The organism is Citromicrobium sp. JLT1363, assembly GCF_000186705.1.
Lineage (GTDB): Bacteria > Pseudomonadota > Alphaproteobacteria > Sphingomonadales > Sphingomonadaceae > Alteriqipengyuania.
This window is the reverse complement of record NZ_AEUE01000007.1, coordinates 163,509-187,289: the sequence shown is the minus strand read 5'-3', so window position 1 is coordinate 187,289 and position 23,781 is coordinate 163,509. Positions and strand designations below refer to the sequence as shown.

The following is a 23,781-nucleotide window of genomic DNA, read 5'->3' as shown; positions in this document are numbered from 1 at the left end:
GCTCCTCATCGTCACTGAGGAGCGGCTTTTGGCCCTGCTCCTCCCTGTGTTCGAGAAGCGTATTGCGCCCTGACGTGCGCCCGTACCTTGATCCGGATCAAATCGAGGCGATTATTTTCAGACCCAGCGATTGCGGTCGGCAAAGTCCTGGGCGCGCGGTTCGATCCAGTGCCAGCCGTCCGGGCGCTTCTCCCGCTTCCAGAACCACGCCGCGCTCTTGAGATAGTCCATCAGGAAATCGACCGCATGAAAGGCGTCGCGGCGATGGCGGGCGGCGGCGACAACCAGCACGATCGATTCGCCCGGATGCATCACGCCAACGCGGTGCCACATGAGCACGCCGTCCAGCGGCCAGCGCTGCAGCGCCTTGTCCGCAAGCTGCTGCATGCCCGGCAGGGTGAGCGGTTCGTAATGCGTGAGTTCGAGCACGCGCACATCCTCGTCCGGGCGCACCTTGCCCAGAAAGGTTGCGACGCCACCGGCCTGCGGATGCGCGGCATTGAAGGCCGCCAGCGCCTCGCCGACCGACATGCCCGAATCGAGCAGGCGTACGTCGGCGGGCGATTGGATGATGAGCCGGGCCATCGCTCAGCCCCCGCTCACGGGGGGCAGCAGCGCCACCTCGTCGCCGTCCTGCGCCGCGAGATCGGCCTTGTCGGAAAGAACCTTGCCCGCACACGCCACATGCACGTGCGGTTCGCGCAGCTGCTCGGCCACGGCGGCAGGCACCGCAGCGAGCAAACCCTGCCAGTCCAGCGGAGCGGGATAGTCCGCCTCCGGCGCATCGGCTGAATCGCGGAGCGAACCAAGAAAGAGGACGCGTACGGCCATCTCAGCCCCCTGTAACAGACATGTGGCGCGGCTGCGTGGGCGCAAGGCCCGCGCCGATGCGGAAATCATGGGCGTAGGGTTTGATCGCCATGGCCTCGTCCAGCGCGTACGCCACCGCGCGATCGGGCGCGTCGCCCCGCAGTGCCGCGCGCAGGTCTACCCGCTCGCCCCCGCCAAGGCAGGGGTAGAGCTGGCCGGTGGCCGTCACCCGCAGGCGGTTGCATCCGGCGCAGAAGTTTTCGCTCATGGGGGTGATGAAGCCGATCCGCCCGCCGGTCTCGGCAATGTCGAAATAGCGCGATGGGCCGGGGGTATGCGCCTCGCTGGGCGTCAACGTCCAGCGCGCTTCCAGCTTCGCGCGGACCTGCGACAGTGGCAGATAGTGGTCTTCGCGCGCGGCATCGACTTCGCCCAGCGGCATGGTCTCGATCAGGCTGATCGCGTGGCCCTGCGCGTGCGCCCAGTTGACCAGATCGGCGATCTCGCCCTCGTTCACGCCGCGCATCGCCACCGTGTTGAGCTTCACCTGCAGTCCCGCCTCGCTTGCCGCGGCAATGCCTTCGAGCACCTGCGGCAGGGCATCGCGGCGCGACAATGCGCGGAAGGTTGCCGGATCGCGCGTGTCGAGCGAGACGTTGACCCGCCGCACCCCGGCTCGCGCCAGCGCGTCGGCATGGCCCGCCAGCTGCGTGCCGTTGGTGGTCAGCGTGACCTCGTCCAGCTCTTGCCCGACATGGCGGCCAATCGCGCGGATCAGGTCCACCACATCGCGCCGCACCAGCGGTTCGCCCCCGGTCAGCCGGACGGTGCGTACGCCGCGCGCCATGAAGCTGCGCGCGAGCAGGTAGAGTTCTTCCAGCGTCAGGATGTCCGCCCTGGGCAGGAACTGCATGCGTTCGGGCATGCAATAGGTGCAGCGCAGATCACAGCGGTCCGTCACCGAAAGGCGCAGGTAGGTGATCCGCCGCTGGTGCGTATCGACCAGCGGTGCGCGCTCCAGCGCCAGACGATCAGCCTTCCGTGTCATCGTCCCCAAGTCGGCCATCGCTGCCACTCTCGCAAGGGCCAGTCTCTGCCAGCGGGAGATATTGCCCGGTGATCGCGGGCGAGCGGCCCAGAAATGCGACCATCCGCCCCACCGCACCCGAATCGGATCCGGCGACGATGTTGATGCAGTGATCGGGATGCGCCCGGGCGAGGTCACGCGCCGCCGCACGACGCCAGTCGGCATGGTCGAACGGCGCGGGATGCATCACGACGACCACGTATTCGCTGCCCTGCGCGGCTGCGTGGCGCACCTTCTCCGCCCACTGCGCATGGAACGCCGCTGCCGCATCCAGCGCCGATTCGGGCAGTGGATCGACCCGGACGATCGCGGGCGACGCGTCTGCCACCTCAGGGCCGCTCGCGGTGCAGGGTGATGCCGATCTTTTCGCTTCCGATCCCGATCGCCAGCTTCACGATCGTCACCGAGATCGCCTCGATCCGCTCGTCCTGCAGGAACAGGGTTTCGCAGATATGGTCGCCCACCGCCTCGATCAGCTTGAAGTGGACGCCTTCGGGCAGCCCCTCGGTCGCGGCGTGGCGCAGGTCCATGTAGTTCTTGCTGGCGTCGAGCGTGGTGTCCGGCTCGTAAGCTGGCTGCGGGCTCATGCGCGCCTCTATCGTGATGCGCAGCGGCTGCGGCTTGCCCGTCTCTTCGGAATAGATTCCCGTGAGCACGTCGGTCTCGATATCCGCGACCCGCAGGATGAGGCTGTCTTTCATGGGGTCCGTCAAATAGAATTCCTCCAGCGTGCGAAGATGGCGGTGGGCAATACGCGCCCTTCCCCCTCTTCCCGGACGCCCAGATCGCCGTGTTCGACGGTGCCGGGCATGTCCGCGAAGGCTTCGTCGAGCAGCGCGGCGAGTGCAAGGCTGCTCATCCGCACGGCATAGACGGTCAGGAACAGGAAGCGGCTGTCCGCATCCAGAAGCTTCGCGCAGTCGGCGATCAGGGGGCTGAGCCCTTCCTCGATCCGCCACGTCTCGGTCTTCGGACCTCGGCCGAACTTCGGCGGATCGAGGATGATGCCGTCGTAGCGATTTTCGCGCCGCACCTCGCGCGCGGCGAACTTGGCCGCATCGTCCACCAGCCAGCGGACGGGCCTGTCCTCCATCCCGGCGAGTGCGGCGTTCTCGCGCGCCTGCGCCACCGATTTCTTGCTCGCATCGACATGCGTCACCGGACCGCACTGGCTGAGCGCAAGCGTGCCGACGCCGGTATAACCGAACATGTTGAGCGTCTGCGCGTCCGGCTTCCCCGCCAGCTCTGCGCGCATCCATTTCCACACCGGGGCCATGTCCGGGAAGAAGCCGAGATGGCGGAATGGCGTGCACTGCGCGTTGAACCGCACATCGTCCCACGCAAGCGGCCAGCTATCGGGCACCTGCGGCGAAAGATTCCAGCGGCCACCGCCATCCTCGTCCGCGCCGGGAACGAATTCGCCATCCGCCTGCCAGTTCTCCTGCCGCGGGCTCCAGAAGGCCTGCGGCTCGGGGCGGATGAAGCGGTAGGGCCCGAAGCGCTCCAGCTTGCGGCCGTGTCCGCTATCGACCAGCCCGTAATCGGCCCATGGTTCGCCGATCATCAGCTGTGGTTCGAGGCGCAGCTGCGCCATCAGCGCGTGGCCTTGGCCGAAATGTAATCGCGCACCGTGTCGTAATCGGCGGGCAGCGTTTCGAAGCGTTCTTCCAGCGCGAACAGGTCGCCCACGCGTGCGGGCAGATCGGCCCCGATGCCGATCGCCTGCTTCACGGCATCGGGGAACTTGGCGGGGTGCGCCGTGGCGAGCGTGACGACCGGGATCGATGCGTCGATCTCGTCGGCCATCGTCGCCGTGCATGCGGCATGGAGGCCCACGGCGGTATGCGGATCGATCACTTCGCCGCAGTTGTCGTGCGCCCAGCGCATCGCCGCCAGCGTGTCTTCCGGCGTGGCGCGGTGCGCGGAGAACATCGCCGCAATCCCCTCACGCTGCGCGGCATCGAGCGTCAGCGACTTGCTGCTCCCGAAGCCGTCCATCTGCGCGGCCAGCGCCTCCGCATCGCGCCCGTTGGCCTCGAACAGCAGGCGTTCGAAATTGGAGCTCACCTGGATATCCATCGACGGGGTGATCGTCGCGTGGCTCTCCCCCACCGAATAGTCGCCATCGCGAATCGCGCGGGCGAGAATGTCGTTCTTGTTGGTCGCCACGATCAGGCGCTCCACCGGCAGGCCCATCTGCGCGGCGACGTAACCTGCAAAGACATCGCCGAAATTGCCGGTCGGCACGCTGAAAGCGACCTTGCGATCGGCCGCACCCAGCTGTAGCGCGGCGGCGAAGTAGTACACCACCTGCGCCATCAGCCGCGCCCAGTTGATCGAGTTGACCGCACCTATGTCCAGCGTGTCGGTCAGCGCCGTATCCGCGAACATGCGCTTCACCATCGCCTGCGCATCGTCGAAGCTGCCGCCAATGGCGACATTGTGAACGTTGGCCGCGCTCACCGTGGTCATCTGGCGGCGCTGGATTTCGCTGACCCGGCCTTCGGGGTGGAGCATGAATATCTGGGCATTGTCGCGCCCCGCCACCGCATGGATCGCAGCAGAGCCCGTATCGCCGCTGGTCGCACCGATGATGGTCAGCGGGCGCTCGGCGCTTTCCAGAAAACGCTCGAACAGCAGGCCGAGCAGTTGCAGCGCCACATCCTTGAACGCCAGCGTGGGGCCGTGAAACAGCTCCAGCAGCCAGTGCTGGCCATCGAGCTGGACGAGCGGCGTCGTCGCGGCGTGATCGAACCCGCCATAGGCCTTTTCGCACAGCGTCAGCAGATCGTCGGGCGACAGGCTGCCGTCCACGAAGGGCGCCATTACCCGGGCGGCGAGTTGCGGGTAGGAAAGGCCGCGCATGGCGCGAATCTCGTCCGCCGAAAACTGCGGCCAGCTTTCGGGCAGGTACAGCCCGCCGTCGCTGGCCAGCCCCGTCAGCGTAACGCCTTCGAAATCGAGCACGGGCGCCTGCCCCCGGGTGGAAACGTAGCGCATCAGCTTTCCTCGTCCTTGCGGGCAGCACTCGACTGCCCCAGCACCCGCTTGCGTACCGCCAGCGCGTAAATCACCAGCGCGGTCATTGCGAAGAAGAACCACTGCCAGGCATAGGCAATGTGGTTATTGGGCAGTTCCGACGGGTCGGGCCGCTGCAGCGGCAGCAGCCCCGCACGCGGCGGATCGGCAACAAGACGCGGACCGGGCGCGATGATCCCCGTCACCTCGCCACCGTTCCAGATCGGCCCCTCCGGCCCGCGCGTCCAGCCCAGTGCGATGCGCGCTTCGCCGCCGCGCTTGCCGTCTTCGTTGGACAGCTCGCATTCGGCAATCCGCGCCCACCCCTTGGAGCCGCGCGCATTGGTACCGGCCACGGCAGTCAGTTCGGTGACCCGGGCACACTCGACCGAGCTGCGACGATAGAGGCGCCGCTCCAGCGCCTCGGCATTGTCTCCGGGCCAGGCGACCAGTTCCTCGTTATCGCCCGCAGCGGCATAGCGGGCGAGCAGCGCTTCCTTCTCGTCCGCGCGGCCCAGCTGCCAGAAGCCGAGGGCGATCATGGTCGCGACGGCCAGCAGCACGACGATGGTAGGGATAAGCGGCAGGCGCTTCAGGTAGTTCATCGTCCGGCCTCACCCGCCTTCTGGCGATATTCGGACCACAGCAGCGCTGCCTTGGAAAGCCGCAGACCGCCCAGGGTCATGCCGAGGCCCAGCGGTAGCCACAGGATCACATGGACCCACCAGGGCGGCGCCACTGCAACCGCGAGCCATCCCGCCAAACCGACAAGGATCGCGCCCACGATCAGGGTCAGGAAAGCAGCGGGCCCGTCGCCCACATTGAACCACGTGAAGTCCAGTCCACAGGCCCGACATCGGCTGTCGAAGGAGACCCAGCCGGAAAACAGCGTCCGATTGCCGCACTGCGGGCACAGACCGAAAAGGGCAGCCTCGCGCAAGGTCGGCTGCCCTTTCCCGTCATGTGAAGAATCGGAGGCCGGTTGGCCGTCTTGCATCAGTGGATTTCGGCGCCCCAGCCACCCCAGACATAGACGGAGATGAACAGGAACAGCCACACGACGTCGACGAAGTGCCAGTACCACGCAGCCGCTTCGAAACCGAAGTGCTGGCGCGGCGTGAAATGGCCGAGATAGGCGCGACGCAGGCACACGATCAGGAAGATCGTACCCACCAGAACGTGGAAGCCGTGGAAGCCGGTCGCCATGTAGAACGCGCTCGAATAGGTGTTGCCACCGAAGCCGAAGGGCGCGTGCATGTATTCGTAAGCCTGGATGGCGGTGAACAGCACGCCCAGCGCGATGGTGCCCCAAAGGCCCAGCTTCAGCCCTTCACGGTCGCCGTTGATGAGGCAGTGGTGCGCCCAGGTGACGGTGGTGCCCGAACACAGCAGGATCAGCGTGTTGAGCAGCGGCAGATCGAACGGGTCGATCACGTGCATGCCGTCGGGCGGGAAGACCGCCAGCGGACCTGCGCCCTCCTGGCCGATCAGGTTCTGCCAGGTTCCCTCGGCGATTTCCTGGATCGGCGCGGGGAACAGAGCGAAGTCGAAGAAGGCCCAGAACCAGCCCACGAAGAACATCACTTCGGACAGGATGAACAGGATCATGCCGTAACGCATGTGCAGCTGCACCACCGGGGTATGGTCGCCCGCGTGCGCTTCGTTGATGATCTTGGAGAACCAGCCCCAGAAGGTGGCAATCAGGCCGGCAATGCCGAGGCCCCAGACGATCTGCCAGGTGCCAGCGGGGAATGCCTCGCTCGCGCGGTGCATGTACATCACCATCCCGCTCGTGAAGACCAGCGCGGAAAGCGCACCCATGAAGGGCCAGATGTCTGGGGCGAGAATGTGATAATCGTGGTTCTTGGCGCCGGCCATGTCTCGTCTTTCCTGCTAGCTTGCCCTGCCCATAATCGGGCGATGCGCGATGGTCCAGAGGGACCGCCGCCGGTTTAACCGCCCCCTTCGGGCTTGTCCTCATCTCGTGCGCGGTGGAAGGTGTAGCTCAGCGTGATCTGCTCCACCCCTTCCATGTTCGGATCGTCCAGCGCCGCCGGATCGACATAGAACAGCACGGGCATGCGCATTTCCTCGCCCGGCTGCAAGGTCTGCTCGGTAAAGCAGAAACACTGGATCTTGTTGAAATAGGGTGCGGCCTGCTCCGGCTCGACATTGAAGGTCGCCGCGCCGGTGATGGGCACGTCCGCATTGTTGCGGGCGGTATAGAAGGCGAGGTCGCGCGTCCCGATCTGCACGGTATCCGTCGTATGCTCGGGCGCGAAGGTCCATGGCATGCCGCGCGCGGTGCTCGCATCGAAACGGATCGAGATCGGCGGCGCTCCGGCGCTTGCCGCGAGCCTTTCGGCCATGGCGGCATCGGATTCGGAAGCAACCTGGGTCGTCCCGCCGAAGCCCGTCACCTGGCAGAACATACGGTAAAGCGGCACCGCGGCAAAGCCCATGCCGACCATCACGGCCGCCATGACCAGCGCCATGAGGCCGATCCGCAGGTTCTTCTGCTCGAGACTGCGCCCGGCAATGGAAGCGGAAGCGGTCGCCATCGATCAGTCCCCCATCCGCACGATCGTGATCGCATAGAACAATACGGCGAAGAACAGCAGCACGCCGCCAATGGCGAGGTTGCGGCCCTTGCGCGCCTGCTTGAAGCGCGCTTCCTCTTCCGGCGTCATCCGGTTCGGTTTGTTCTCGGTCATGCGATCACCCCGGAATTCTGCAACAAACGGTCAACCACCAGCGCGGCGAACAGCACGAACAGGTAGAGGATCGAAAAGGCGAACAGCCGCTTTTCCGGCTTCATGCTGTCCTGCTCGATCGAGGTGCGCAAGCCCACCGGAACGGCAAGGGCGGCGAACAGCCCGGTCAGCGCGAGCGCCGCAGCTCCATAGACCACGCCCGCCGTGCCCCACAGCCAGGGGGCAGCGGCCAGCGGCACCATCAGCAGGGCGTAGGCCAGGATCTGGTGGCGGGTCGCCCGCTCTCCGTGGACAACCGGCATCATCGGCACGCCGGCCTTGGCGTAATCGCTCTTCACGAACAGCGCGAGCGCCCAGAAATGCGGCGGCGTCCAGAAGAAGATGATCGCGAACAGCAGGATCGGCGTGAGCGTCACCTCGCCGGTCACCGCGACCCAGCCGATCAGCGGAGGAAAGGCGCCTGCCCCGCCCCCGATCACAATGTTCTGCGGCGTGCGCGGCTTGAGCCACATGGTGTAGACGACCGCGTAGTAGAAGATGGACAGCGCCAGGATCGCGGCGGCCAGCCAGCCGATCGCCAGCCCCATGGTCAGCACCGAGGCCCCGCACAGCACGGCGGCGAAATCGCGCGCGTCGTTCCTGCTGACGCGGCCGGTTGGGAGCGGACGCTTGGCGGTGCGCTTCATCTTCGCATCCAGATCCGCCTCGAACCACTGGTTGAAGGCAGCGGCGCCGCCCGCGGCCAGCGCGATGCACAGAATCGCGGTGAAGCCGAGCACGGGGTTGATGCTGCCAGGCGCGGCCAGCAGCCCGCACAGGCCGGTAAACACGACCAGACGCACCACACCCGGCTTCGTCAGCGCAAGGAAATCGCGCCAGTGGCTCGACATCGGCGTCGCTGCGGTCGGTGTGTAAAGGGTCGTCGTGTCGGTCATATTATTCGGTCGGTCCTCGCGCGGGCTGGCACCTGCGCGCCGGAAATCGGGGGACGGGGCATGCATTCGCGCATGCCCCGCCCTTATGCCTGTGGCTTAGGCCGTGGCGGGCTTCTCCGCGCCGCCCGGCAGGTGATTGTGGTAATCGTGGTGGTCCTCGATCACCGGCAGCGTCTCGAACTGGTGGAACGGCGGCGGGCTGGACAGCGTCCATTCCAGCGTCGTCGCACCCGGGCCCCAGTAGTTCGCTTCCGCCCGGCGGCCGGCCGTGAAGGCATAGACCATGTTGACGAAGAAGATCACCACCGAAAGGGCGACGATGCCGTACCCGATGGTCGAGACCTCGTTCCAGAAGCTGTAGGCTTCCACATAGTCGGGATAGCGACGCGGCATGCCCTGCACGCCCAGGAAGTGCATCGGGAAGAACACCAGGTTCACGCCGACGAAGAACACCCAGAAGTGGATGTGCGCCAGCAGTTCGGAGTGCCAGCGGCCGCTCATCTTGGGGAACCAGTAGTAGATACCCGCGAAGATCGAGAAGACGGCGCCCATCGAAAGCACGTAGTGGAAGTGCGCGACGACGTAGTAGGTGTCGTGCAGATTGTCGTCGACGCCGCCATTGGCGAGCACGACGCCCGTCACACCGCCCACGGTGAACAGGAAGATGAAGCCCAGCGCCCAGACCATGGGCGATTTGAACTCCAGGCTGCCGCCCCACATCGTGGCGATCCAGCTGAAGATCTTCACGCCCGTGGGCACCGCGATGACCATGGTGGCGGCGGTGAAGTACATCTTCGTGTTCACGTCCAGGCCGACGGTATACATGTGGTGCGCCCACACGATGAAGCCGACCACGCCGATCGCGACCATGGCGTAGGCCATGCCGAGATAGCCGAACACCGGCTTGCGGCTGAAGGTCGCGACGATCTGGCTGATCATGCCGAAGCCCGGCAGAATCATGATGTAGACTTCCGGGTGGCCGAAGAACCAGAACAGGTGCTGGTACAGCACGGGGTCGCCGCCACCGGCCGGATCGAAGAAGGTCGTGCCGAAGTTACGGTCCGTGATCAGCATGGTGATCGCGGCGGCCAGCACCGGCAGCGCCAGCAGCAGCAGGAAGGCGGTGACCAGCACCGACCATACGAACAGCGGCATCTTGTGCAGGGTCATGCCCGGCGCGCGCATGTTGAAGATGGTGGTGATGAAGTTGGTCGCGCCAAGGATCGAGCCTGCGCCCGCGAGGTGGAGCGAGAAGATCGCGAAGTCGACCGCCGGGCCGACCGAACCGCTGGTGGATAGCGGCGCATAGACAGTCCAGCCGGTACCCGCACCCGGCCCGATACCGCCGGGCACGAACAGCGAGAACAGCAGCGAGCAGAAGCCCGCCACGGTCAGCCAGAACGAAATGTTGTTCATGCGCGGGAAGGCCATGTCCGGCGCGCCGATCATCAGCGGCACGAACCAGTTGCCGAAGCCCCCGATCATCGCGGGCATGACCATGAAGAACACCATGATCAGACCGTGTGCGGTGATGAACACGTTCCACATGTGCAGCGCGGTATCGAGATCGGCACCGCCGCCCATGAACTCGGCCCACCAGCCAAGGTACTGGATGCCCGGCGCTGCCAGCTCCATCCGCATGATGCCGGAGATGGCGCCACCGATGACCCCCGCGATCACCGCGAAGATCAGGTAGAGCGTGCCGATATCCTTGTGGTTGGTCGACATGAACCAGCGGGCGATGAAGCCCGGCTTGTGGTCCGCATCGTGATGGTCGTGCGCATCATCGTGGGCCTGGAAGGTGTCAGCGGTGGTAGCCATGTCGCTCGCGTTCTCTTTGGTTCTGCTGTTTTTCGATCAGATTGCTCGGGTTGGAAGCGCCGTCAATTGGTGCTTTCGGCCCCCTCGGTCTCGCTCGCATCGAGCGGAACGGACGGCGCCGTACCGCCATCATCCGCTGCGGTCGGCGCACCACCGGCGGCGGGCGCGCCATCAGCGGCGCTTGCCGGGGCCTGGATGTCGGCCGCCTCGCTGGTTTCGGCTTCTTCGCCGAAGCTGCCGCCCTTGGAAAGCACCCACTGGCGCCAGCGATCCATCGGCACCGCTTCGATCGCAATCGGCATGTAGGCGTGGCGCGCACCGCACAGTTCGGAGCACTGGCCGTAATAGATGCCCGGTTCCTGGATCGTCAGCATGCGCTCGTTCAGGCGGCCGGGAATCGCGTCCAGCTTGAACCACAGGCTCGGCACCGCGAAGCTGTGGATCACGTCCGCGCCGAAGGTCTGGATGCGCAGCGGCACGCCCACGGGCACGACCATGCGGTTATCCACCGCCAGCTGCGCGGGCAGACCGGCCGACAGCGCTTCTTCCGCTGGCAGCATGTTCGAAATCACTTCGAACCCGCCCTGGTCGGGATAGGTGTACCCCCAGTACCACTGGTACCCGGTCGCCTTGATGGTGATCGCATTTTCCGGCGGCGTTTCGTACTGCCGCGCCAGCAGCGTGATCGAAGGCACCGCGATCACGATCAGGATGATCACGGGAACGATGGTCCAGATCACCTCAATCAGCGTATTGTGCGTGGTGCGCGAAGGTTCGCGTCCTTCGCGGCGGCGATAGCGGACGACGACGACCATCAGCAGGAACAGCACGAAGGCACTGATCGCCACGATCACCGGGATCAGGATGTAGTTGTTCATCCCCAGCGCGTACTGGCCGTCATCCGTATACTGATCCTGGAAGGTCATGCTCTTCCAGGGATCTTCCTCGAACGAGGTCGGCTGCCCCTTGATCCATTCCGGACCGAGGTATTCGTAAGCAGCTTCCCCCTCGCCCGCGGCGTCCTGCGTGTCGGCGCCCTGGCCTTCAGCAGGGGTTTGCGCGGCCGCTTCGGCCTCGCCGGTGTCGGGCGCAGCCACGCTCGGCGTGGTGGCCAGCGCGGGCTGAATTGCGATGGCCAGAGCCACAAGGGCCAGCATGCCGATCACGAGACGGCGGATATCGCGGAAGGTGGCGGCAGTCGGCATTGTCTGTCGTATTCCCTGTAGTCTGACGAGAAACGGTGCTCTGGCGAACCCTCCCGGCCCGATACACACCATTTTGGCGAGGCGCTATAGGCGCGCTTGCCGCGACTCTCAAGCGCCTCTAGACGGGATTTCCCGCGCCGTCCAATGCGTTCGGCGCACCAATGTCTTAGCTTTCCGAAAGGCCACGCTCCTGGGATGACCGAAGAAGAGATCATCGGCGAACTGCGCGCCTGCGACGCATTGCTCGAAGGGCACTTCCTGCTCAGCTCGGGCCGACACTCCGCGCATTACCTGCAATGCGCGCGGGTACTGATGAACCCGGAGCGCGCCGGGCGCATGGCTTTTGCCCTCTCCCAGAAGATCCCGCGCGACATCCGCAGCCAGATCGACGTGGTGGTCAGCCCGGCGATGGGCGGCCTCATCATCGGGCACGAGATGGGGCGTGCGCTGGGGAAAAACGCGATGTTCCTCGAACGGCCCGAGGGTACGTTCGAACTGCGGCGCGGCTTCGCGCTGGAGAAAGGCGCGAAGGTGCTGATGGTGGAAGACGTCGTCACCACCGGCAAGTCGAGCATGGAAGCAATCGAAGCGGTAGGCCGCGAAGGCGGCGAGGTGATCGCCGAAGCCGCGCTGGTCGACCGGTCCTCGGGCACGGTCGAGCTGGGCGTGCCGTTCATCCCGCTGATCCAGCTGAGCTTCCCGACCTATTCCGAGGATGAGGTTCCGGGGAAACTTGCCAAGGTTCCCGTGACGAAGCCCGGGAGCAGAAAAGCCTGATGCTGCGGGCGGTCCTGGCATCGGCGCTCCTTCTCACTCTGGCGGGGTGCAGCACTCCAGCCGTGCAAGACCGGCCCGACGCCTACGACCGCCTGTTCGCCGCCCTGGACCAAACGGCGTTTGCAGGCGCGGTGGCGGCGAGCCAGGCGGCCAACGATTTCTACAACACCGATTTTCGCGGAAAAGCCGTCCCAGCCCACGCATCATCGAACATGGATGCGTGGCCCTGGGCCTCGGTGACCAAACAGGTGGTGGCGGTGCTGGTGATGCAGCAGGTCGAGGATGGGGCAATCTCGCTCGACGCGCCGGCTGCGACCTACCTACCCGCTTTCGGCGCGGAGACTGCCGCACCGACCATCCGCCAGCTGCTCCAGCACCGCTCCGGCCTGCGCAACCCCGACGACAGCCCGGTCGACGCGACCGGATTTCCCTCTTTCTATTCCGACGGCCCGACCGGGATCGACTGGTGCCTTGCCGAACGCTCCGCCCCAACGGACGAGTGGCGCTACAACAACTGCGACTACATCGTGCTGGGCGCGATCCTCGAGCGGGTGACCGGCCAGCCGATCGAGGCGCTGCTGGCGCAGCGGATCGGCGACCCGGCGCAATGGCGCGATACTGCCTTCCTGCGCAAGGAGAGCGCGCGCACCTTCGAAGGGCGCGATGCGACATACGCCACGCGGATCGCACGCTATGGTTCATCGGCCGCGCTGGTCGGCCCGCTGGAAGACATGCTGCGGTTCGACCGCGCGCTGCTCTCAGGCAAGCTGCTGAGTGCCGAGGCACGCGAAGAGCTGTGGAGCGGCGATCCCGCTCTCGGGTACATGGCGCTCGGCCAGTGGGTGTTCGACGCACCCTTGGATGGCTGCGACGCGCCGGTACGGGTTGTCGAGCGGCGCGGCGCGATCGGCAAATACCAGGTCCGCAACATCATCCTGCCCGAAAGCGGCTTCATGGTCGCGCTCGTCATCGATCAGGAGGATTTCGACTTCGGCGAGATATGGTCGGGCAGCGGCGCGATGCACGATGCGCTGGCCGCAGTGGCCTGTCGCTAGAATTGCGCGCCCGTTTCGCCTAAGCGCACCGGCCATGACTGAGCGCACGAACCCCGGCAAACTCCGCCTTGGCGTCAATATCGACCATGTCGCGACCATCAGGAACGCGCGCGGCGGCGACCATCCCGATCCCGTGCGCGCGGCGGAAATCGTCGCGGCGGTCGGCGGAGACGGGATCACCGCGCACCTGCGCGAGGACCGCCGGCATATCCGCGACGACGATCTGAAGCGGATTCAGGACGCAACCGACCTGCCGCTCAATCTGGAGATGGCGGCGACCGAAGAGATGCTGGCCATCGCGCTGCGACACAATCCGCACGCCGCCTGCATCGTCCCCGAAAAGCGCGAAGAGCGCACGACCGAGGGCGGGCTCGATGCAGCAGGCCTGCACAACCAGCTCGCGCCCATCGTCTCGCAGCTCACCGAGGCGGGCATCCGCGTCTCGCTGTTCATCGAGGCGAATCCCGCACAGCTCGAAGCGGCGATGCGCCTCGGCGCGCCCGTGGTAGAGTTTCACACCGGCGAATATGCGCACGCCACCGGCGAGCAGCGCGCGGTGGAGTTGAAGCGGATTGCGGATATGGCGGCACTGGCGGTGAAGAACGGGATCGAACCCCATGCGGGCCACGGCCTGACCTTCGAGAATGTCCAGCCCATCGCCGCGATTCCCCAGCTCGCCGAACTGAATATCGGGCATTACCTTGTGGGCGAAGCGATCTTCACCGGCCTCGAACCCGCGATCCGCCGCATGCGCGACCTGATGGACGCAGCGCGGTGAGTAATCGAACGGTCAATTCTACATTCTTTTGGCTTAACGCGCTCCTCGCTGTTTTGCTTCTCGCGATTTATCTTTTGCTGACTGCAGTTTATCAGACCTATCTGACGGACACGTCGCTGGCTTGGACCACCTTCAATGTTATAATTGCTTTCGCTCTCGTCGTAGGTTTTGTCGTGGGACTGAGGTTTTGGTTCTCTGGGCGAAGGACGCTGGGATTGAACGTCACCCTGTGGGTCAACATGGCTGGAGCTTTGCTCCTATTCTCGCCGGTCCTTTGGAGCCTTCTCCTATCATGATCATCGGCCTAGGCTCGGACCTGTGCAGTATCGAGCGGATTCAGAACTCGCTCGACCGCTATGGCGAGCGGTTCGAAAACCGCGTCTTCACCGAAACCGAGCGCGCCAAGGCGAGAAAGCGCCCCTTCACCATCGCGGGCACCTACGCCAAGCGGTTCGCCGCGAAGGAGGCGTTCTCCAAGGCCGTCGGCACCGGTTTCAAGCGCGGCGTCTACATGAAGGACATCGGCGTGGTTAACGCCCCCAGCGGCGCGCCCACTCTCGAACTGGCACACGGGGCCGCCAAGGCGCTTGCGCAAATCACGCCACAGGGCCATGTGGCGCACGTTCACCTTACCCTCACCGACGATCACCCATGGGCGCAGGCCTTCGTGATCATCGAGGCCTTTCCCGAATGAGCAGTGTTACCGGCATGAGCGATACCAACACCGCAAAGAAGGACGGCGAGGACGACAAGGTCAACTGGTTCGCCGAACTGCGCGGGCTCGCGATCATGCTGCTCGCCGTGCTGGCCTTCCACAGCTTCGTCGCCAAGCCGTTTTACATCCCCTCGACCAGCATGATGCCCAACCTGCTGGTGGGCGACCGGCTGATCGTGTCCAAATATCCCTACGGCTATTCCTGGGCCTCGGTGACGTTCCACCTGCTCCCGCGCGGGGACTGGCGCATCTTCGGCGGCACGCCCGAATACGGGGACATCGTGATCCCCGTGCACCCCCAGCGCAGCGAGGATTACATCAAGCGCGTGGTCGCCCTTCCGGGAGACCGGATCGCGGTGCGCGGCGGGCAGATCATCCTCAACGGTGTGCCGGTGCCGCAGCAGGTCGAGCCGGACATGCTGCTGCCCAACGATCTGAATACCCCCTGCAACGAACCCGAATTCGAAATCGTGACCGGGCCCGACGGCACATCCAAGTGCAGGGTCCCCGTGATGCGAGAAACGCTGCCGAACGGGGCCACCTATCTCATCATCGAGGCCCTGCCCGATCAGCCGCTGGACGATTACGACGAGATCCTGGTGCCCGAAGATGCGGTGTTCGTGATGGGCGACAACCGCGACTATTCGGCCGACAGCCGCGCCTCCGTGGCGCGGCAGGGGCTCGGCGGGCCCGTGCCGCTGGCCAATATCGGCGGGCGCGCGGAGTTCATCACCTTCTCGCTCGACGGCACGGCCAGCCTGAACCCGTTCAGCTGGTTCGGCGCGATGCGCGGGGATCGCGCGTTCACCACCCTGCGCCCGACCCGCACCGAAATCACCGAAGCGGCGGACTGACGCCAGCCGATGGATCAGTCCGGAACCGATTCCACGCCAGACGCGAAGCCCAGTCATCCGCTGCCCGAAGATCGGCGGATCGATCCGCCGATTCCCGCCGATGCGCAGGACGCGGACGAATGGGGCGGCGCAAGCCCCGCCTATATTTCCAATCCCCGCCTGAGGCACGAGGTCGGCAAGGCGCTGATCTGGGTCGGCGTGATCGGCCTGGTCGCGCTGGCCGTCTATATTTCGCAGGCGCTGCTGGTGATTTTCGCCTCGCTCGTCTTCGCCTCGCTGATCGACGGTGGCGCGCGGCTGATCGGTCGCTATCTCGCCATTCCGCGGGCGCTGCGGATCGTGATGGTGCTGCTGGGCGCGATCGCCTTCCTGATCTGGCTCGGCTATTTCGCCGGATCGCAGATCACCGAACAGGCAGCCACCCTGCCCGCCATCGTGGAAGCCCAGCTGAACGAGCTGATCGCACTCGCGCGGGCGAACGGCATGGCCATATCGCTGTCCGACGCGCAGTCCATGCTCGACCAGGTGCTCAGCGGCGTGGGCACCGTGACCCGCGCCATCGGCGGGATCGCGGGGGCCATCGGCACCACCGTCATCATCCTGGTCATCGGCATCTACGTGGCGCTGGAGCCCAATCTGTACGAACGCGGCGTCGAATGGATGGCACCGCGCAACGGCCGCAGCGAATTGCGCAAGACGCTCGCCGAAATGGCGCTGACCATGCGCCGCCTGATGGCGGGCCGCGTGGTCGGCATGGTGTTCGAAGGCGTGTTCACCTGGATCGCGCTGGAGCTGTTCGGCGTGCCCATGGCCGCGCTGCTCGGCATTCTGACCGGCCTGCTGGCCTTCATCCCCAACCTGGGCGCGCTGATTTCCGGCATCCTGATGGCGATCGTCGGCTTCTCTGTCGGGGTGGAGACGGGCATCGCGGCCATCGTGGTCTATTTCGTGGTGCAGACCTTCGACGGTTATGTCGTGATCCCCATGATCGCCCGCAAAACGGTCGACCTGCCGCCCGCCCTCGTGCTCGGCGCGCAGCTCATCATGGGCATCCTGTTCGGCATCATCGGCCTGCTGCTGGCCGATCCGCTGCTGGCCATGCTCAAGGTCGCGCTCGTACGCCGGTCCGAAGCAAACGATGCCGCCCAGGCCGCCGGGGCGGATGTCCAGGAAGGCGCGCCCGCAGGTTCCTGAGGGCCGCTTCGCAAGGAGAGAATGATGGTACGCGCATTCCTGTATTTCGTGGCGACGATGGTCGTGCTCGTCATCATCGGCATGTTCGCGCTCAACATCTGGTCCGAAGAGGTGACCGAATATACCTTCACGCCCGACGCGGAGTTCGTCGAGCAGGATGCGCTGGCCGACAATGCCTATGCAGACCCCGACATGTGGTATTCGCGGCCCGGCATCGGCACGAACGACCCCTCCCGCTACCAGCCGGCCATCGCGGAAACCGAGAACCCGCTGCCCCGCAGCGAGGACGAAGGCACGCTGGTGGAGCAGGCCAGCAAGGCAGGATCGCGTCGGATGACCGCCGAAGAGGCGGAGGACGCCCCGCCCTTCGCGGTCTTCTTCATCCACCCGACCAGCTACATCCCGACCCGCTTCGGCGAGGAGACCGCCAACTGGAACGCCGACTTCGGCAACGAGGAAGCGGAGGCGCGCGCCAACCTGTTCCTGCGCGGGCTCGCCAGCCCGTTCAACCGCGCCGCCGAGATCTGGGCGCCCAAGTATCGCCAGGCACATGTCGGCGCCTTCGTGACCGACAAGCCCGAGGCGGAGCAGGCCATCGACGCCGCCTATCGCGACGTGGCGCAGGCCTTCGACTATTTCCTCGAAAGCGTGGACGAGGATCGCCCCATCGTGCTCGCCGGGCACAGCCAGGGATCGCTCCACCTCCTGCGTCTGCTGCGAGAGCGGGTGAAGGGGCGCGACGTCGCCAACCGGATCGCAGCGGTCTACGCGGTGGGCTGGCCGATCTCGCTCGACCATGACCTGCCCGTGCTGCCGCTGCCCGCGTGCGAGCGGCAGAACCAGTCGGGCTGCATCCTCAGCTGGGCGAGCTTTGCCGACGGGGGCAATCCTTCCATGCTGCTCAGCCGTTTCCAGGCGAGCCCCGGCTTCGACGGCGAGGAACGCGGCGATACGCCGATCCTGTGCGTGAACCCGATCACCGGCTTCCAGAACAGCACGGCTCCGGCGGACGACAACAAGGGCACGCTGGTGCCGAACGAGAACCTGTCTTCGGGCGAACTGGTCGCGGGCGCGGTGGGCGCGCGGTGCGACGATCAGGGCATCCTGCGGATCGGCGATCCGCCCGCGATGGGCTCCGCCGTCCTCCCGGGGGACAACTACCACGTGTACGATATTCCGCTGTTCTGGCGGAATATTCAGGAAGATGTCGTGGTCCGGGTGCGCGAATGGGCGGCAGCGAACTCGTAGGCGAAACCGCCGCTGGTCTTGCCGAAGCCCTGCCCGATGGCGGCGCGCTGATCGGACTGGACCTGGGCACCAAGACCATCGGCATCGCCGTATGCGACGCGGGCTGGCGGTTCGCCACCGCGCTCAAGACGCTGCCGCGCGGCAAGTTCGGGCGCGACCGGGACGAGATGCGCAAGCTGATCGACGGGCGCGGCGTGCGCGGCATCGTGCTGGGCCTGCCGCGCAACATGGACGGCAGCGAGGGGCCGCGCGCGCAGGCGAGCCGCGCCTACGCGCGCAATCTGGCGGAGGCTTTCGGCCTGCCCGTGCTGCTGTGGGACGAACGCTGGTCTACCAAGAGCGCGGACGACGCGATGATCGGGCTGGACGTCAGCCGCCGCAAGCGCGCCGAACGGATCGACGCGGAAGCGGCGACGATTATCCTGCAGGCTGCCATAGATGCGGCCTCGAACGATCCGCTGATCTAGCCCGCCAGCTCCGCCGCCACCCGCCGCAGCGCGGCGCTGGGGTGATCGGCCGCGAAATCGCCCGCCAGATCATGCGCATCCCGGTTCCCCAGAGCCACCGCCAACCGCAACATGACCTCGTTCGCGCTGGGATTGAGCACCCGCACGATGCGCCCTTCCCCCGATCCTTCAGGAGGTTCGAAGCAATACTGGTCGAACCACCCCTGCGCCGGATTCGCGGCACAGATGTTGAGCGAGACGGAAAGGCTTTCGGGCGGATGCTGGCGATGAACGTCGCGGTGGGCGCGGTAGTGCAGCACGCGCCCTTCGCTCAGCCGTGAGGTTTCGACGAAACGCAGGTCGACAGGCTCGCCCGGTAGCCCCTCCACGCTTTCGAAATCGTACTCCCAGTAATCGCTGACATAACCTGGGCCGAAATAGCCGACCGTCAGGAAATCGAAATTATGGTCATGCGACAGGCCATAGACGAAGCTTGCCGGGCCGCTCGACCGGTAAACCGGGTCGTCGCGCGCGGGCCAGATATTCGCGCGCAGGAAATACCCGTTCCGGGGGCGGGCGAGCATGATCGCCTGCGGGCCATAGGCCGTCGTCTCACTGGCATCGCCCTGGCTAGCCAGATGTTCGATCAACAGATCGGCGAGGAAACTGCGGTTGGCTGCCAGCCCGGAAAGCGCGTCCGCCGCGTTTGCAAGAGAGAACTCGTCGACCGGATCGAAGCCCGTCGCATCGATCCGCTGTATGCATTCTCCAAGCGACAGCGGCCCGCGCGGGGGCGGTTTCATCACGCGCGGCATGGGGCCTCGCACAGGTTGGCAAGCTGTGGATAAGTTGTGCACAGAGAAACTCGCAGCGCCCTCGCCGCAGGCGCCAGCTCGTCTCCCGGGTCTTCCGCCAAACGGCTCAATCCAGCGAATCCTGCTGCCGTATCGAGCGCGAGCGCATGACGCAGTGCCTCCCACCGAGCGCCTCCGTCCGCCTGTCCACAAGCATAGTCGGCAAGCACGGGTGCCGCATCCGCACGTCCCATCGCACCGAGCAGCGCGGCGGAGAGCTGCGCCCGTCCCTCCGCCGGGCAGGCCGAGGCCCGGTGAACGACGCGTCCGGTCGCAATCTCGACCTCGCTGGTAGCTCGCGGACACGGGCGCTCGCACGACACGCGCAGGATCACCAGCGGCGTGTCGAGCGATACGATGGCGCGAGAGCGCGACCGGTCGCAGGCAAGGCGCAGGCCGGGTTGCAAGACCAGGTTGGTAACCTCGGGCGGCCCGGCACCGGACCAGTCGTAGGCCCTTCCCCGCCCGTTCCCGGCAATCACCAGTTCCCACCTGTCGCAATCGGTGAAGGCGATCGTCCTGGGGGGCATGGCCGCATTCGGCTCCACGATCAGCAGCGCAAGCGTCACCCCGCCGGCGCGGTGCAGGTGCATCGCCCCGCTACCGCTGGAATAGCTGTGGCGGAAGGGAATCTGCGCCAGCGGAGCATTGCGCCACGCACGCGTCATTGCGCAGACCCAGCCATCGACGAAGGCTTGTGCGCCCTCGCCCGCCATCAGCGCGCCGAGCGCGCTGCGGCAGTCCATGGCGCCATCGCGCGCCAGTGTTTCGCAGTCGGCAAGGATCGGCGCTACCCGATCGCTGGACGCCCATTCTTCCTTCGCAGACACCACGCGGACCTGCGCTGCGGCGATCTGCACGGCATCTCCGGCAAAGGCGCGTAGCGCAGGGTCCACGTGCATCGAGAAACCCCGTCAGAACAGGGTTTCGGGCGGAAAGGTCTCGTAAAGGAAGACCATGAGGTAGACGAGGCGGTCGTCGGTTGTTGCAGTGGCAAGGTCGGAAAGACTGCCCACGATACCCGGCGCGTCGGCAAGGCTGGGCAGGCAGTCGAGGGCGATTTCGGGAAGTTCCAAGGTCGAACGCTCCTGTATCGGGTTACGCGGCCCCCTGCCGCGCACCGCGAGAGTTCGCCCGACCAGCCTGCGGAAGCGAATTAAAACATTGTCATCGCGCCACGCACCGCACAGATGGCGGCGCATGGAGAAACAGACCTCCCCCAGCGATACATTTCATCGCGATCCTGGCGCAGTGTTCGATCCCGCGGCCGCCTCTCCCTTCCTCTTGTCCGGCGGGCATCCCGGCTGGCTGGGCCTTGCCTACCGCGACCATGGGCCCGACTGGGTCGAACTGGTGCTGCCCTGGCGCGAGGAGTTGATGGGCGACGATGTGCGCCGCGTCATTGCCTCCGGCCCCATATTCTCGATGCTCGACATGGCGGGCGGAATGGCGATCTGGGCGCACGCGCAGCGCTTCGTGCCGGTCGCCACGCTCGACATGCGGGTGGATTACCAGCGACCGGCGGGCGAGCGGGCGGACGTGATCGGCCGCTGCGAATGCTATCGCACCACGCGTTCCGCCGCATTCGTGCGCGGAATCGCGCATGATGGCGATCCCGACGATCCGGTGGCGACCATGGCGGCGGTCTACATGACCATCGGAGGGGCGCCGAAGAATGACTGACGAAGCACACCCGGACCTGCTTTCCCACTATGCGCGATCGCTCGGCATCGAAGTCTCCGGTTTCGAGGATAACGTGCCGGTGCTGCGCGTATCGGGAATCGACGCGATCGAGGGCCGGCCCGACCATTTCCACGGCGGCGCGACCAGCGGCCTGATGGAAACCGCTGCCTATGCCGCGCTGCGCATGGCGCTGAGCGAAAGGGGCGAGGAAGCGCAGCTCAAGCCGATCAACATCACCGTTCAATTCCTCGCCGCAGCGAAGAAGGCACCGCTCTTTGCCAAGGCGCGGATCACCAAGCTGGGGCGGCGCAGCGCCAATGTGACCGTAGAGGCGTGGCAGGAAGACCGGGAGCGGCCCCGCGCCAGCGCGGTTATGAACGTGATGATCCAGCGCGACGCCAAGGCCTGATCCGCCGCGCTAGTTCGCGGTGGCCGCTTCTTCCTCGCGCACCGGCGGCAGTTCGGGCGCGCTGCGCGGGCCATCCTGCGGCGCATCCAGCGGCGGCGCCTCGTCCCTCGGCGCCTCCTCGCGGATTGTGATCCCACGCGAATCGGTGGTGATCTCCGCCCCCTCTTCCTCGACCGGATCGGGAATGTCGCTCGCATTGGGTACATCGAGCGGCTGCACCGGCGCCCTCGGGTCCTGTCGGCGGGCGGGACCTTCCGACCGGATGCCCTGTGCGCGCAGCATGAAGCTCTTCCAGATGCGCGCAGGCAGGCCGCCGCCGCTCACCCCGTCGAGCGGGGTATTGTCGTCGTTGCCGACCCACACGCCCACCACCAGGTCGCCCGCATAGCCGACAAACAGCGCGTCGCGGTTGTTCTGCGTGGTCCCGGTCTTGCCGAAGTTCAGGCCGGGCAGCTGTGCGGCGCGGCCCGTGCCGTCATTGATCGCCGTACGCAGCAGGCGTTCGATATCGTTGTGGGTGGACCCGGAAAAGCTGCGCGGGGCGTTGAATATCCTGTCCCAAAGGCCGCGCGGTTCGCGCAGGAATGCGGTCGGCCGGACGGGGTAGGAATTGCCCGCAATCCCGGCATAGGCGGCCGTGAGGTCCATCAGCGACATGCCGGCCGTGCCCAGCGCCACGCTGGGGTCGCCGCGCGGGATCGGGCTCGAAATGCCGAGATCGCGCGCCAGTTCGATCACGTCGGCACTGCCCACCTCGTTGAACATGCGTACTGCGGCGACATTGCTGGAGCGCGCGAAGGCCTGTTCCAGCGTCAGGAAGTCGGAATACTGGTCGTCATAGTTTTCCGGGCGGTAGCTGCCCTGCGTGAAGGGCCGGTTGCTGACCGGATCCTCAGGACCGAAGCCGTTCTGAAGAGCGGCGAGATAGACGATGGTCTTGAAGGTAGATCCCGGTTGCCTGCGCGCCTGCGTCACCCGGTTGAAGGCGCTTTTCGAATAGTCCGTGCCGCCGATCATGGCGACGACCTCTCCGTTCCGGCGCATCGCGACCAGCGCGGCCTGCGCATCGCCTAGCGGCGCGTCGGCGATAACGTCGCGCGCGATGCCCTGCAGCCGCGCGTCGAGCGTGGTGGTCAGCGCCTGCAGCGCATAGCCCGGCTGCGTGCGGTCGCGCGCTTCGGGCAGCGCCCAGTCCGCGAAATAGGTGCCGGTGGGCAGATCATTGCTGAGCCGCATGTCGAGTTCGGGCGCGCGCATCCGCTCGGCTTGCTCGGACGAGAGGAATCCGGCCGAAACCAGGCTGGCCTTCACAGCCTGCATGCGGGTCGCAGCGCGCTCGTAATGCTGCGAGGGGGCGTAGGCCGAGGGCGCCTTGAGCAGCCCGGCCAGCATCGCCGCCTGGTTCGGCTCCAGCCTTTCGGGCTGGCGGTAGAAATAGTGCAGGCTGGCGGCGCGCAGTCCGTAGGTATTGTCGCCGAAGTAGGCGTTGGAAAGGTAGCGTTCGAGGATCTCGTCCTTGGTCAGCCACCCCTCCAGCCAGAAGGCGATCAGCATTTCTCGCGCCTTGCGCGAAAGCGACTGTTCGGGCGTGAGGAACGTGAACTTGGCCAGTTGCTGGGTGATCGTGCTGCCGCCCTGTGTGGGCCCGCCGGAGATGTTGTTCAGCGTGGCGCGCGCCAGCCCGCGCGGATCGACCCCCCAGTGGCTGTAGAAGCGGCGGTCTTCCGTGGCGAGGAAGGCCTGCACGACATGGTCCGGCAGGCGGTCCACATCCACCGGCTCGTCATAGACCGCACCGTTACGCGCGATCGGCGTGCCGTCTGCGGCCAGCAGCGTGACCTGCGGCGGGGCGATCGGCTCGAGCGATTTGGATAGCGGCGCGGTAAAGGCCAGCCAGATCACGGTCAGGATCACCAGCAGAAGCAGCCCGGCTGCGATCCGGACGCCCCAGTAACGGGTGCCGTGCGCGGTCAGGATTTCGTAGGCAAGATCCCACAGGGTGGGTCCGCTGCGGCGATCCTCCGCAAAATCGGGATCATTCTCCCACGGATCGTCGGCCATGCTTTCGGTGAGGCTGTAATAGCCGGAATGCCCGGCACTGCTACCGGCGGCTTCATGCCCTAGGCGTGGCTTGGCCTTGTGTCCCCACATGCACGCCTGAATACCGGATGCGCGTTA

The 23,781-nt window shown here is 65.9% G+C and carries 29 protein-coding genes; 10 read left to right on the top strand and 19 right to left on the bottom strand.

The window, feature by feature from the left end:
• Window positions 1–117: 117 nt before the first annotated feature.
• The 15 genes from ADAD_RS0112385 to coxB all read right to left on the bottom strand — a co-directional run bounded on the left by ADAD_RS0112385 (window position 118) and on the right by coxB (window position 11,590).
• Window positions 118–585 carry a molybdenum cofactor biosynthesis protein MoaE gene (locus tag ADAD_RS0112385; RefSeq protein WP_010414263.1) on the bottom strand — a complete coding sequence of 156 codons (468 nt, stop codon included), beginning with the start codon at window positions 583–585 and terminating at the stop codon, window positions 118–120.
• A 3-nt stretch (window positions 586–588) separates the two neighbouring features.
• Window positions 589–831 (bottom strand): MoaD/ThiS family protein, encoded by a 243-nt coding sequence (locus tag ADAD_RS0112380; RefSeq protein ID WP_010414260.1) that lies wholly within the window; start codon window positions 829–831, stop codon window positions 589–591.
• 1 nt (window position 832) lies between these two features.
• On the bottom strand, window positions 833–1,858 hold the full coding sequence (gene moaA, locus ADAD_RS0112375) for a GTP 3',8-cyclase MoaA (protein ID WP_010414257.1): 1,026 nt from the start codon (window positions 1,856–1,858) through the stop codon (window positions 833–835).
• Complete coding sequence (locus ADAD_RS0112370) at window positions 1,842–2,225, bottom strand: Rossmann fold domain-containing protein (RefSeq protein ID WP_010414254.1); 384 nt, start codon at window positions 2,223–2,225, stop codon at window positions 1,842–1,844. Before ADAD_RS0112370 ends, moaA begins: the two co-directional genes overlap by 17 nt.
• A 1-nt stretch (window position 2,226) precedes the next feature.
• A complete protein-coding gene (locus tag ADAD_RS0112365; protein WP_010414251.1) occupies window positions 2,227–2,598 on the bottom strand; it encodes a dihydroneopterin aldolase in 372 nt (123 codons plus the stop codon).
• A gap of 8 nt (window positions 2,599–2,606) precedes the next feature.
• Window positions 2,607–3,491 carry a class I SAM-dependent methyltransferase gene (locus ADAD_RS0112360; protein WP_010414248.1) on the bottom strand — a complete coding sequence of 295 codons (885 nt, stop codon included), beginning with the start codon at window positions 3,489–3,491 and terminating at the stop codon, window positions 2,607–2,609.
• Window positions 3,491–4,897, bottom strand: a complete 1,407-nt coding sequence (gene thrC, locus ADAD_RS0112355) for a threonine synthase (RefSeq protein WP_010414245.1) — start codon at window positions 4,895–4,897, stop codon at window positions 3,491–3,493. Before thrC ends, ADAD_RS0112360 begins: the two co-directional genes overlap by 1 nt.
• Window positions 4,897–5,520 carry an SURF1 family protein gene (locus tag ADAD_RS0112350; RefSeq protein ID WP_010414243.1) on the bottom strand — a complete coding sequence of 208 codons (624 nt, stop codon included), beginning with the start codon at window positions 5,518–5,520 and terminating at the stop codon, window positions 4,897–4,899. The genes thrC and ADAD_RS0112350 overlap by 1 nt, the downstream gene beginning before the upstream one ends.
• On the bottom strand, window positions 5,517–5,912 hold the full coding sequence (locus ADAD_RS0112345; RefSeq protein WP_010414241.1) for a DUF983 domain-containing protein: 396 nt from the start codon (window positions 5,910–5,912) through the stop codon (window positions 5,517–5,519). Before ADAD_RS0112345 ends, ADAD_RS0112350 begins: the two co-directional genes overlap by 4 nt.
• The gene (locus ADAD_RS0112340; RefSeq protein ID WP_010414238.1) at window positions 5,912–6,793 is read right to left on the bottom strand and encodes a cytochrome c oxidase subunit 3; all 882 of its coding nucleotides are present in this window, start codon (window positions 6,791–6,793) and stop codon (window positions 5,912–5,914) included. The genes ADAD_RS0112345 and ADAD_RS0112340 overlap by 1 nt, the downstream gene beginning before the upstream one ends.
• A gap of 74 nt (window positions 6,794–6,867) precedes the next feature.
• Complete coding sequence (locus ADAD_RS0112335) at window positions 6,868–7,476, bottom strand: cytochrome c oxidase assembly protein (protein ID WP_010414235.1); 609 nt, start codon at window positions 7,474–7,476, stop codon at window positions 6,868–6,870.
• 3 nt (window positions 7,477–7,479) lie between these two features.
• Window positions 7,480–7,629, bottom strand: a complete 150-nt coding sequence (locus ADAD_RS17020; protein WP_010414233.1) for a hypothetical protein — start codon at window positions 7,627–7,629, stop codon at window positions 7,480–7,482.
• On the bottom strand, window positions 7,626–8,564 hold the full coding sequence (locus tag ADAD_RS0112325; RefSeq protein WP_010414231.1) for a heme o synthase: 939 nt from the start codon (window positions 8,562–8,564) through the stop codon (window positions 7,626–7,628). The genes ADAD_RS17020 and ADAD_RS0112325 overlap by 4 nt, the downstream gene beginning before the upstream one ends.
• Window positions 8,565–8,660: 96 nt before the next feature.
• Window positions 8,661–10,385, bottom strand: coding sequence for a cytochrome c oxidase subunit I (gene ctaD, locus ADAD_RS0112320; RefSeq protein ID WP_010414229.1), 1,725 nt, complete (start codon window positions 10,383–10,385; stop codon window positions 8,661–8,663).
• A gap of 62 nt (window positions 10,386–10,447) precedes the next feature.
• Window positions 10,448–11,590, bottom strand: a complete 1,143-nt coding sequence (coxB, locus tag ADAD_RS0112315; protein WP_010414227.1) for a cytochrome c oxidase subunit II — start codon at window positions 11,588–11,590, stop codon at window positions 10,448–10,450.
• Window positions 11,591–11,785: 195 nt separating this feature from the next.
• On the opposite strand from coxB, the gene pyrE reads away from it, so the two are divergent.
• The 8 genes from pyrE (at window position 11,786) to ruvX (ending at window position 18,678) form a co-directional block, all read left to right on the top strand.
• On the top strand, window positions 11,786–12,367 hold the full coding sequence (gene pyrE, locus ADAD_RS0112310; protein WP_010414224.1) for an orotate phosphoribosyltransferase: 582 nt from the start codon (window positions 11,786–11,788) through the stop codon (window positions 12,365–12,367).
• Complete coding sequence (locus ADAD_RS0112305; RefSeq protein ID WP_010414221.1) at window positions 12,367–13,422, top strand: serine hydrolase domain-containing protein; 1,056 nt, start codon at window positions 12,367–12,369, stop codon at window positions 13,420–13,422. The genes pyrE and ADAD_RS0112305 overlap by 1 nt, the downstream gene beginning before the upstream one ends.
• Before the next feature lie 34 nt (window positions 13,423–13,456).
• On the top strand, window positions 13,457–14,200 hold the full coding sequence (locus tag ADAD_RS0112300; RefSeq protein ID WP_010414218.1) for a pyridoxine 5'-phosphate synthase: 744 nt from the start codon (window positions 13,457–13,459) through the stop codon (window positions 14,198–14,200).
• 292 nt (window positions 14,201–14,492) lie between these two features.
• On the top strand, window positions 14,493–14,894 hold the full coding sequence (gene acpS / locus ADAD_RS0112290; protein WP_010414212.1) for a holo-ACP synthase: 402 nt from the start codon (window positions 14,493–14,495) through the stop codon (window positions 14,892–14,894).
• Window positions 14,891–15,769 (top strand): signal peptidase I, encoded by an 879-nt coding sequence (gene lepB / locus ADAD_RS0112285; protein WP_010414210.1) that lies wholly within the window; start codon window positions 14,891–14,893, stop codon window positions 15,767–15,769. Before acpS ends, lepB begins: the two co-directional genes overlap by 4 nt.
• A gap of 9 nt (window positions 15,770–15,778) precedes the next feature.
• Window positions 15,779–16,963, top strand: coding sequence for an AI-2E family transporter (locus ADAD_RS15960; RefSeq protein ID WP_010414208.1), 1,185 nt, complete (start codon window positions 15,779–15,781; stop codon window positions 16,961–16,963).
• Window positions 16,964–16,987: 24 nt separating this feature from the next.
• Window positions 16,988–18,211, top strand: a complete 1,224-nt coding sequence (locus ADAD_RS0112275; RefSeq protein ID WP_029140107.1) for a DUF3089 domain-containing protein — start codon at window positions 16,988–16,990, stop codon at window positions 18,209–18,211.
• Window positions 18,190–18,678 carry a Holliday junction resolvase RuvX gene (gene ruvX, locus ADAD_RS0112270; RefSeq protein ID WP_010414203.1) on the top strand — a complete coding sequence of 163 codons (489 nt, stop codon included), beginning with the start codon at window positions 18,190–18,192 and terminating at the stop codon, window positions 18,676–18,678. Before ADAD_RS0112275 ends, ruvX begins: the two co-directional genes overlap by 22 nt.
• On the opposite strand, the gene ADAD_RS0112265 is transcribed toward ruvX, so the two are convergent.
• The 3 genes from ADAD_RS0112265 to ADAD_RS17140 are packed head-to-tail and all read right to left on the bottom strand — an operon-like array spanning window position 18,675 to window position 20,587.
• The gene (locus tag ADAD_RS0112265) at window positions 18,675–19,460 is read right to left on the bottom strand and encodes a transposase (protein WP_237700820.1); all 786 of its coding nucleotides are present in this window, start codon (window positions 19,458–19,460) and stop codon (window positions 18,675–18,677) included. The two genes, ruvX and ADAD_RS0112265, sit on opposite strands and share 4 nt — an antisense overlap.
• Window positions 19,460–20,413: a hypothetical protein gene (locus ADAD_RS0112260; protein WP_010414197.1), complete on the bottom strand. Its 954-nt coding sequence runs from the start codon at window positions 20,411–20,413 to the stop codon at window positions 19,460–19,462. The genes ADAD_RS0112265 and ADAD_RS0112260 overlap by 1 nt, the downstream gene beginning before the upstream one ends.
• A 12-nt stretch (window positions 20,414–20,425) precedes the next feature.
• Entirely contained in the window at window positions 20,426–20,587 is a 162-nt protein-coding gene (locus ADAD_RS17140) for a hypothetical protein (RefSeq protein ID WP_010414194.1), read from the bottom strand.
• A gap of 124 nt (window positions 20,588–20,711) precedes the next feature.
• Here ADAD_RS17140 and ADAD_RS0112250 point away from each other — a divergent pair, with 124 nt between their 5' ends.
• Together ADAD_RS0112250 and ADAD_RS0112245 are read left to right on the top strand one after the other, a co-directional pair.
• Entirely contained in the window at window positions 20,712–21,194 is a 483-nt protein-coding gene (locus ADAD_RS0112250) for a PaaI family thioesterase (protein ID WP_050803752.1), read from the top strand.
• Window positions 21,187–21,603, top strand: coding sequence for a PaaI family thioesterase (locus ADAD_RS0112245; RefSeq protein WP_010414188.1), 417 nt, complete (start codon window positions 21,187–21,189; stop codon window positions 21,601–21,603). The genes ADAD_RS0112250 and ADAD_RS0112245 overlap by 8 nt, the downstream gene beginning before the upstream one ends.
• A 9-nt stretch (window positions 21,604–21,612) precedes the next feature.
• Here the strand turns inward: ADAD_RS0112245 and ADAD_RS0112240 are convergent, their stop codons facing one another.
• Window positions 21,613–23,754, bottom strand: a complete 2,142-nt coding sequence (locus tag ADAD_RS0112240) for a transglycosylase domain-containing protein (RefSeq protein WP_010414185.1) — start codon at window positions 23,752–23,754, stop codon at window positions 21,613–21,615.
• Window positions 23,755–23,781 lie beyond the last annotated feature (27 nt).

Bases quoted from the DNA above. Each gene is read 5' to 3' on its own strand.
- ADAD_RS0112340 (WP_010414238.1), bottom strand. From the start codon at position 6,793: ATGGCCGGCGCCAAGAACCACGATTATCACATTCTCGCCCCAGACATC.
- ADAD_RS0112365 (WP_010414251.1), bottom strand. From the start codon at position 2,598: ATGAAAGACAGCCTCATCCTGCGGGTCGCGGATATCGAGACCGACGTG.
- ctaD (WP_010414229.1), bottom strand. From the start codon at position 10,385: ATGGCTACCACCGCTGACACCTTCCAGGCCCACGATGATGCGCACGAC.
- ADAD_RS0112265 (WP_237700820.1), bottom strand. From the start codon at position 19,460: ATGAAACCGCCCCCGCGCGGGCCGCTGTCGCTTGGAGAATGCATACAG.
- ADAD_RS0112380 (WP_010414260.1), bottom strand. From the start codon at position 831: ATGGCCGTACGCGTCCTCTTTCTTGGTTCGCTCCGCGATTCAGCCGAT.
- ruvX (WP_010414203.1), top strand. From the start codon at position 18,190: ATGGGCGGCAGCGAACTCGTAGGCGAAACCGCCGCTGGTCTTGCCGAA.
- ADAD_RS0112350 (WP_010414243.1), bottom strand. From the start codon at position 5,520: ATGAACTACCTGAAGCGCCTGCCGCTTATCCCTACCATCGTCGTGCTG.
- moaA (WP_010414257.1), bottom strand. From the start codon at position 1,858: ATGACACGGAAGGCTGATCGTCTGGCGCTGGAGCGCGCACCGCTGGTC.
- ADAD_RS17020 (WP_010414233.1), bottom strand. From the start codon at position 7,629: ATGACCGAGAACAAACCGAACCGGATGACGCCGGAAGAGGAAGCGCGC.
- lepB (WP_010414210.1), top strand. From the start codon at position 14,891: ATGAGCAGTGTTACCGGCATGAGCGATACCAACACCGCAAAGAAGGAC.
- ADAD_RS0112250 (WP_050803752.1), top strand. From the start codon at position 20,712: ATGGAGAAACAGACCTCCCCCAGCGATACATTTCATCGCGATCCTGGC.
- ADAD_RS0112385 (WP_010414263.1), bottom strand. From the start codon at position 585: ATGGCCCGGCTCATCATCCAATCGCCCGCCGACGTACGCCTGCTCGAT.
- ADAD_RS0112305 (WP_010414221.1), top strand. From the start codon at position 12,367: ATGCTGCGGGCGGTCCTGGCATCGGCGCTCCTTCTCACTCTGGCGGGG.
- ADAD_RS15960 (WP_010414208.1), top strand. From the start codon at position 15,779: ATGGATCAGTCCGGAACCGATTCCACGCCAGACGCGAAGCCCAGTCAT.
- ADAD_RS0112345 (WP_010414241.1), bottom strand. From the start codon at position 5,912: ATGCAAGACGGCCAACCGGCCTCCGATTCTTCACATGACGGGAAAGGG.
- ADAD_RS0112260 (WP_010414197.1), bottom strand. From the start codon at position 20,413: ATGCACGTGGACCCTGCGCTACGCGCCTTTGCCGGAGATGCCGTGCAG.
- ADAD_RS0112245 (WP_010414188.1), top strand. From the start codon at position 21,187: ATGACTGACGAAGCACACCCGGACCTGCTTTCCCACTATGCGCGATCG.
- ADAD_RS0112240 (WP_010414185.1), bottom strand. From the start codon at position 23,754: ATGTGGGGACACAAGGCCAAGCCACGCCTAGGGCATGAAGCCGCCGGT.
- ADAD_RS0112360 (WP_010414248.1), bottom strand. From the start codon at position 3,491: ATGGCGCAGCTGCGCCTCGAACCACAGCTGATGATCGGCGAACCATGG.
- ADAD_RS0112275 (WP_029140107.1), top strand. From the start codon at position 16,988: ATGGTACGCGCATTCCTGTATTTCGTGGCGACGATGGTCGTGCTCGTC.
- ADAD_RS0112335 (WP_010414235.1), bottom strand. From the start codon at position 7,476: ATGGCGACCGCTTCCGCTTCCATTGCCGGGCGCAGTCTCGAGCAGAAG.
- ADAD_RS0112300 (WP_010414218.1), top strand. From the start codon at position 13,457: ATGACTGAGCGCACGAACCCCGGCAAACTCCGCCTTGGCGTCAATATC.
- thrC (WP_010414245.1), bottom strand. From the start codon at position 4,897: ATGCGCTACGTTTCCACCCGGGGGCAGGCGCCCGTGCTCGATTTCGAA.
- acpS (WP_010414212.1), top strand. From the start codon at position 14,493: ATGATCATCGGCCTAGGCTCGGACCTGTGCAGTATCGAGCGGATTCAG.
- coxB (WP_010414227.1), bottom strand. From the start codon at position 11,590: ATGCCGACTGCCGCCACCTTCCGCGATATCCGCCGTCTCGTGATCGGC.
- ADAD_RS0112325 (WP_010414231.1), bottom strand. From the start codon at position 8,564: ATGACCGACACGACGACCCTTTACACACCGACCGCAGCGACGCCGATG.
- pyrE (WP_010414224.1), top strand. From the start codon at position 11,786: ATGACCGAAGAAGAGATCATCGGCGAACTGCGCGCCTGCGACGCATTG.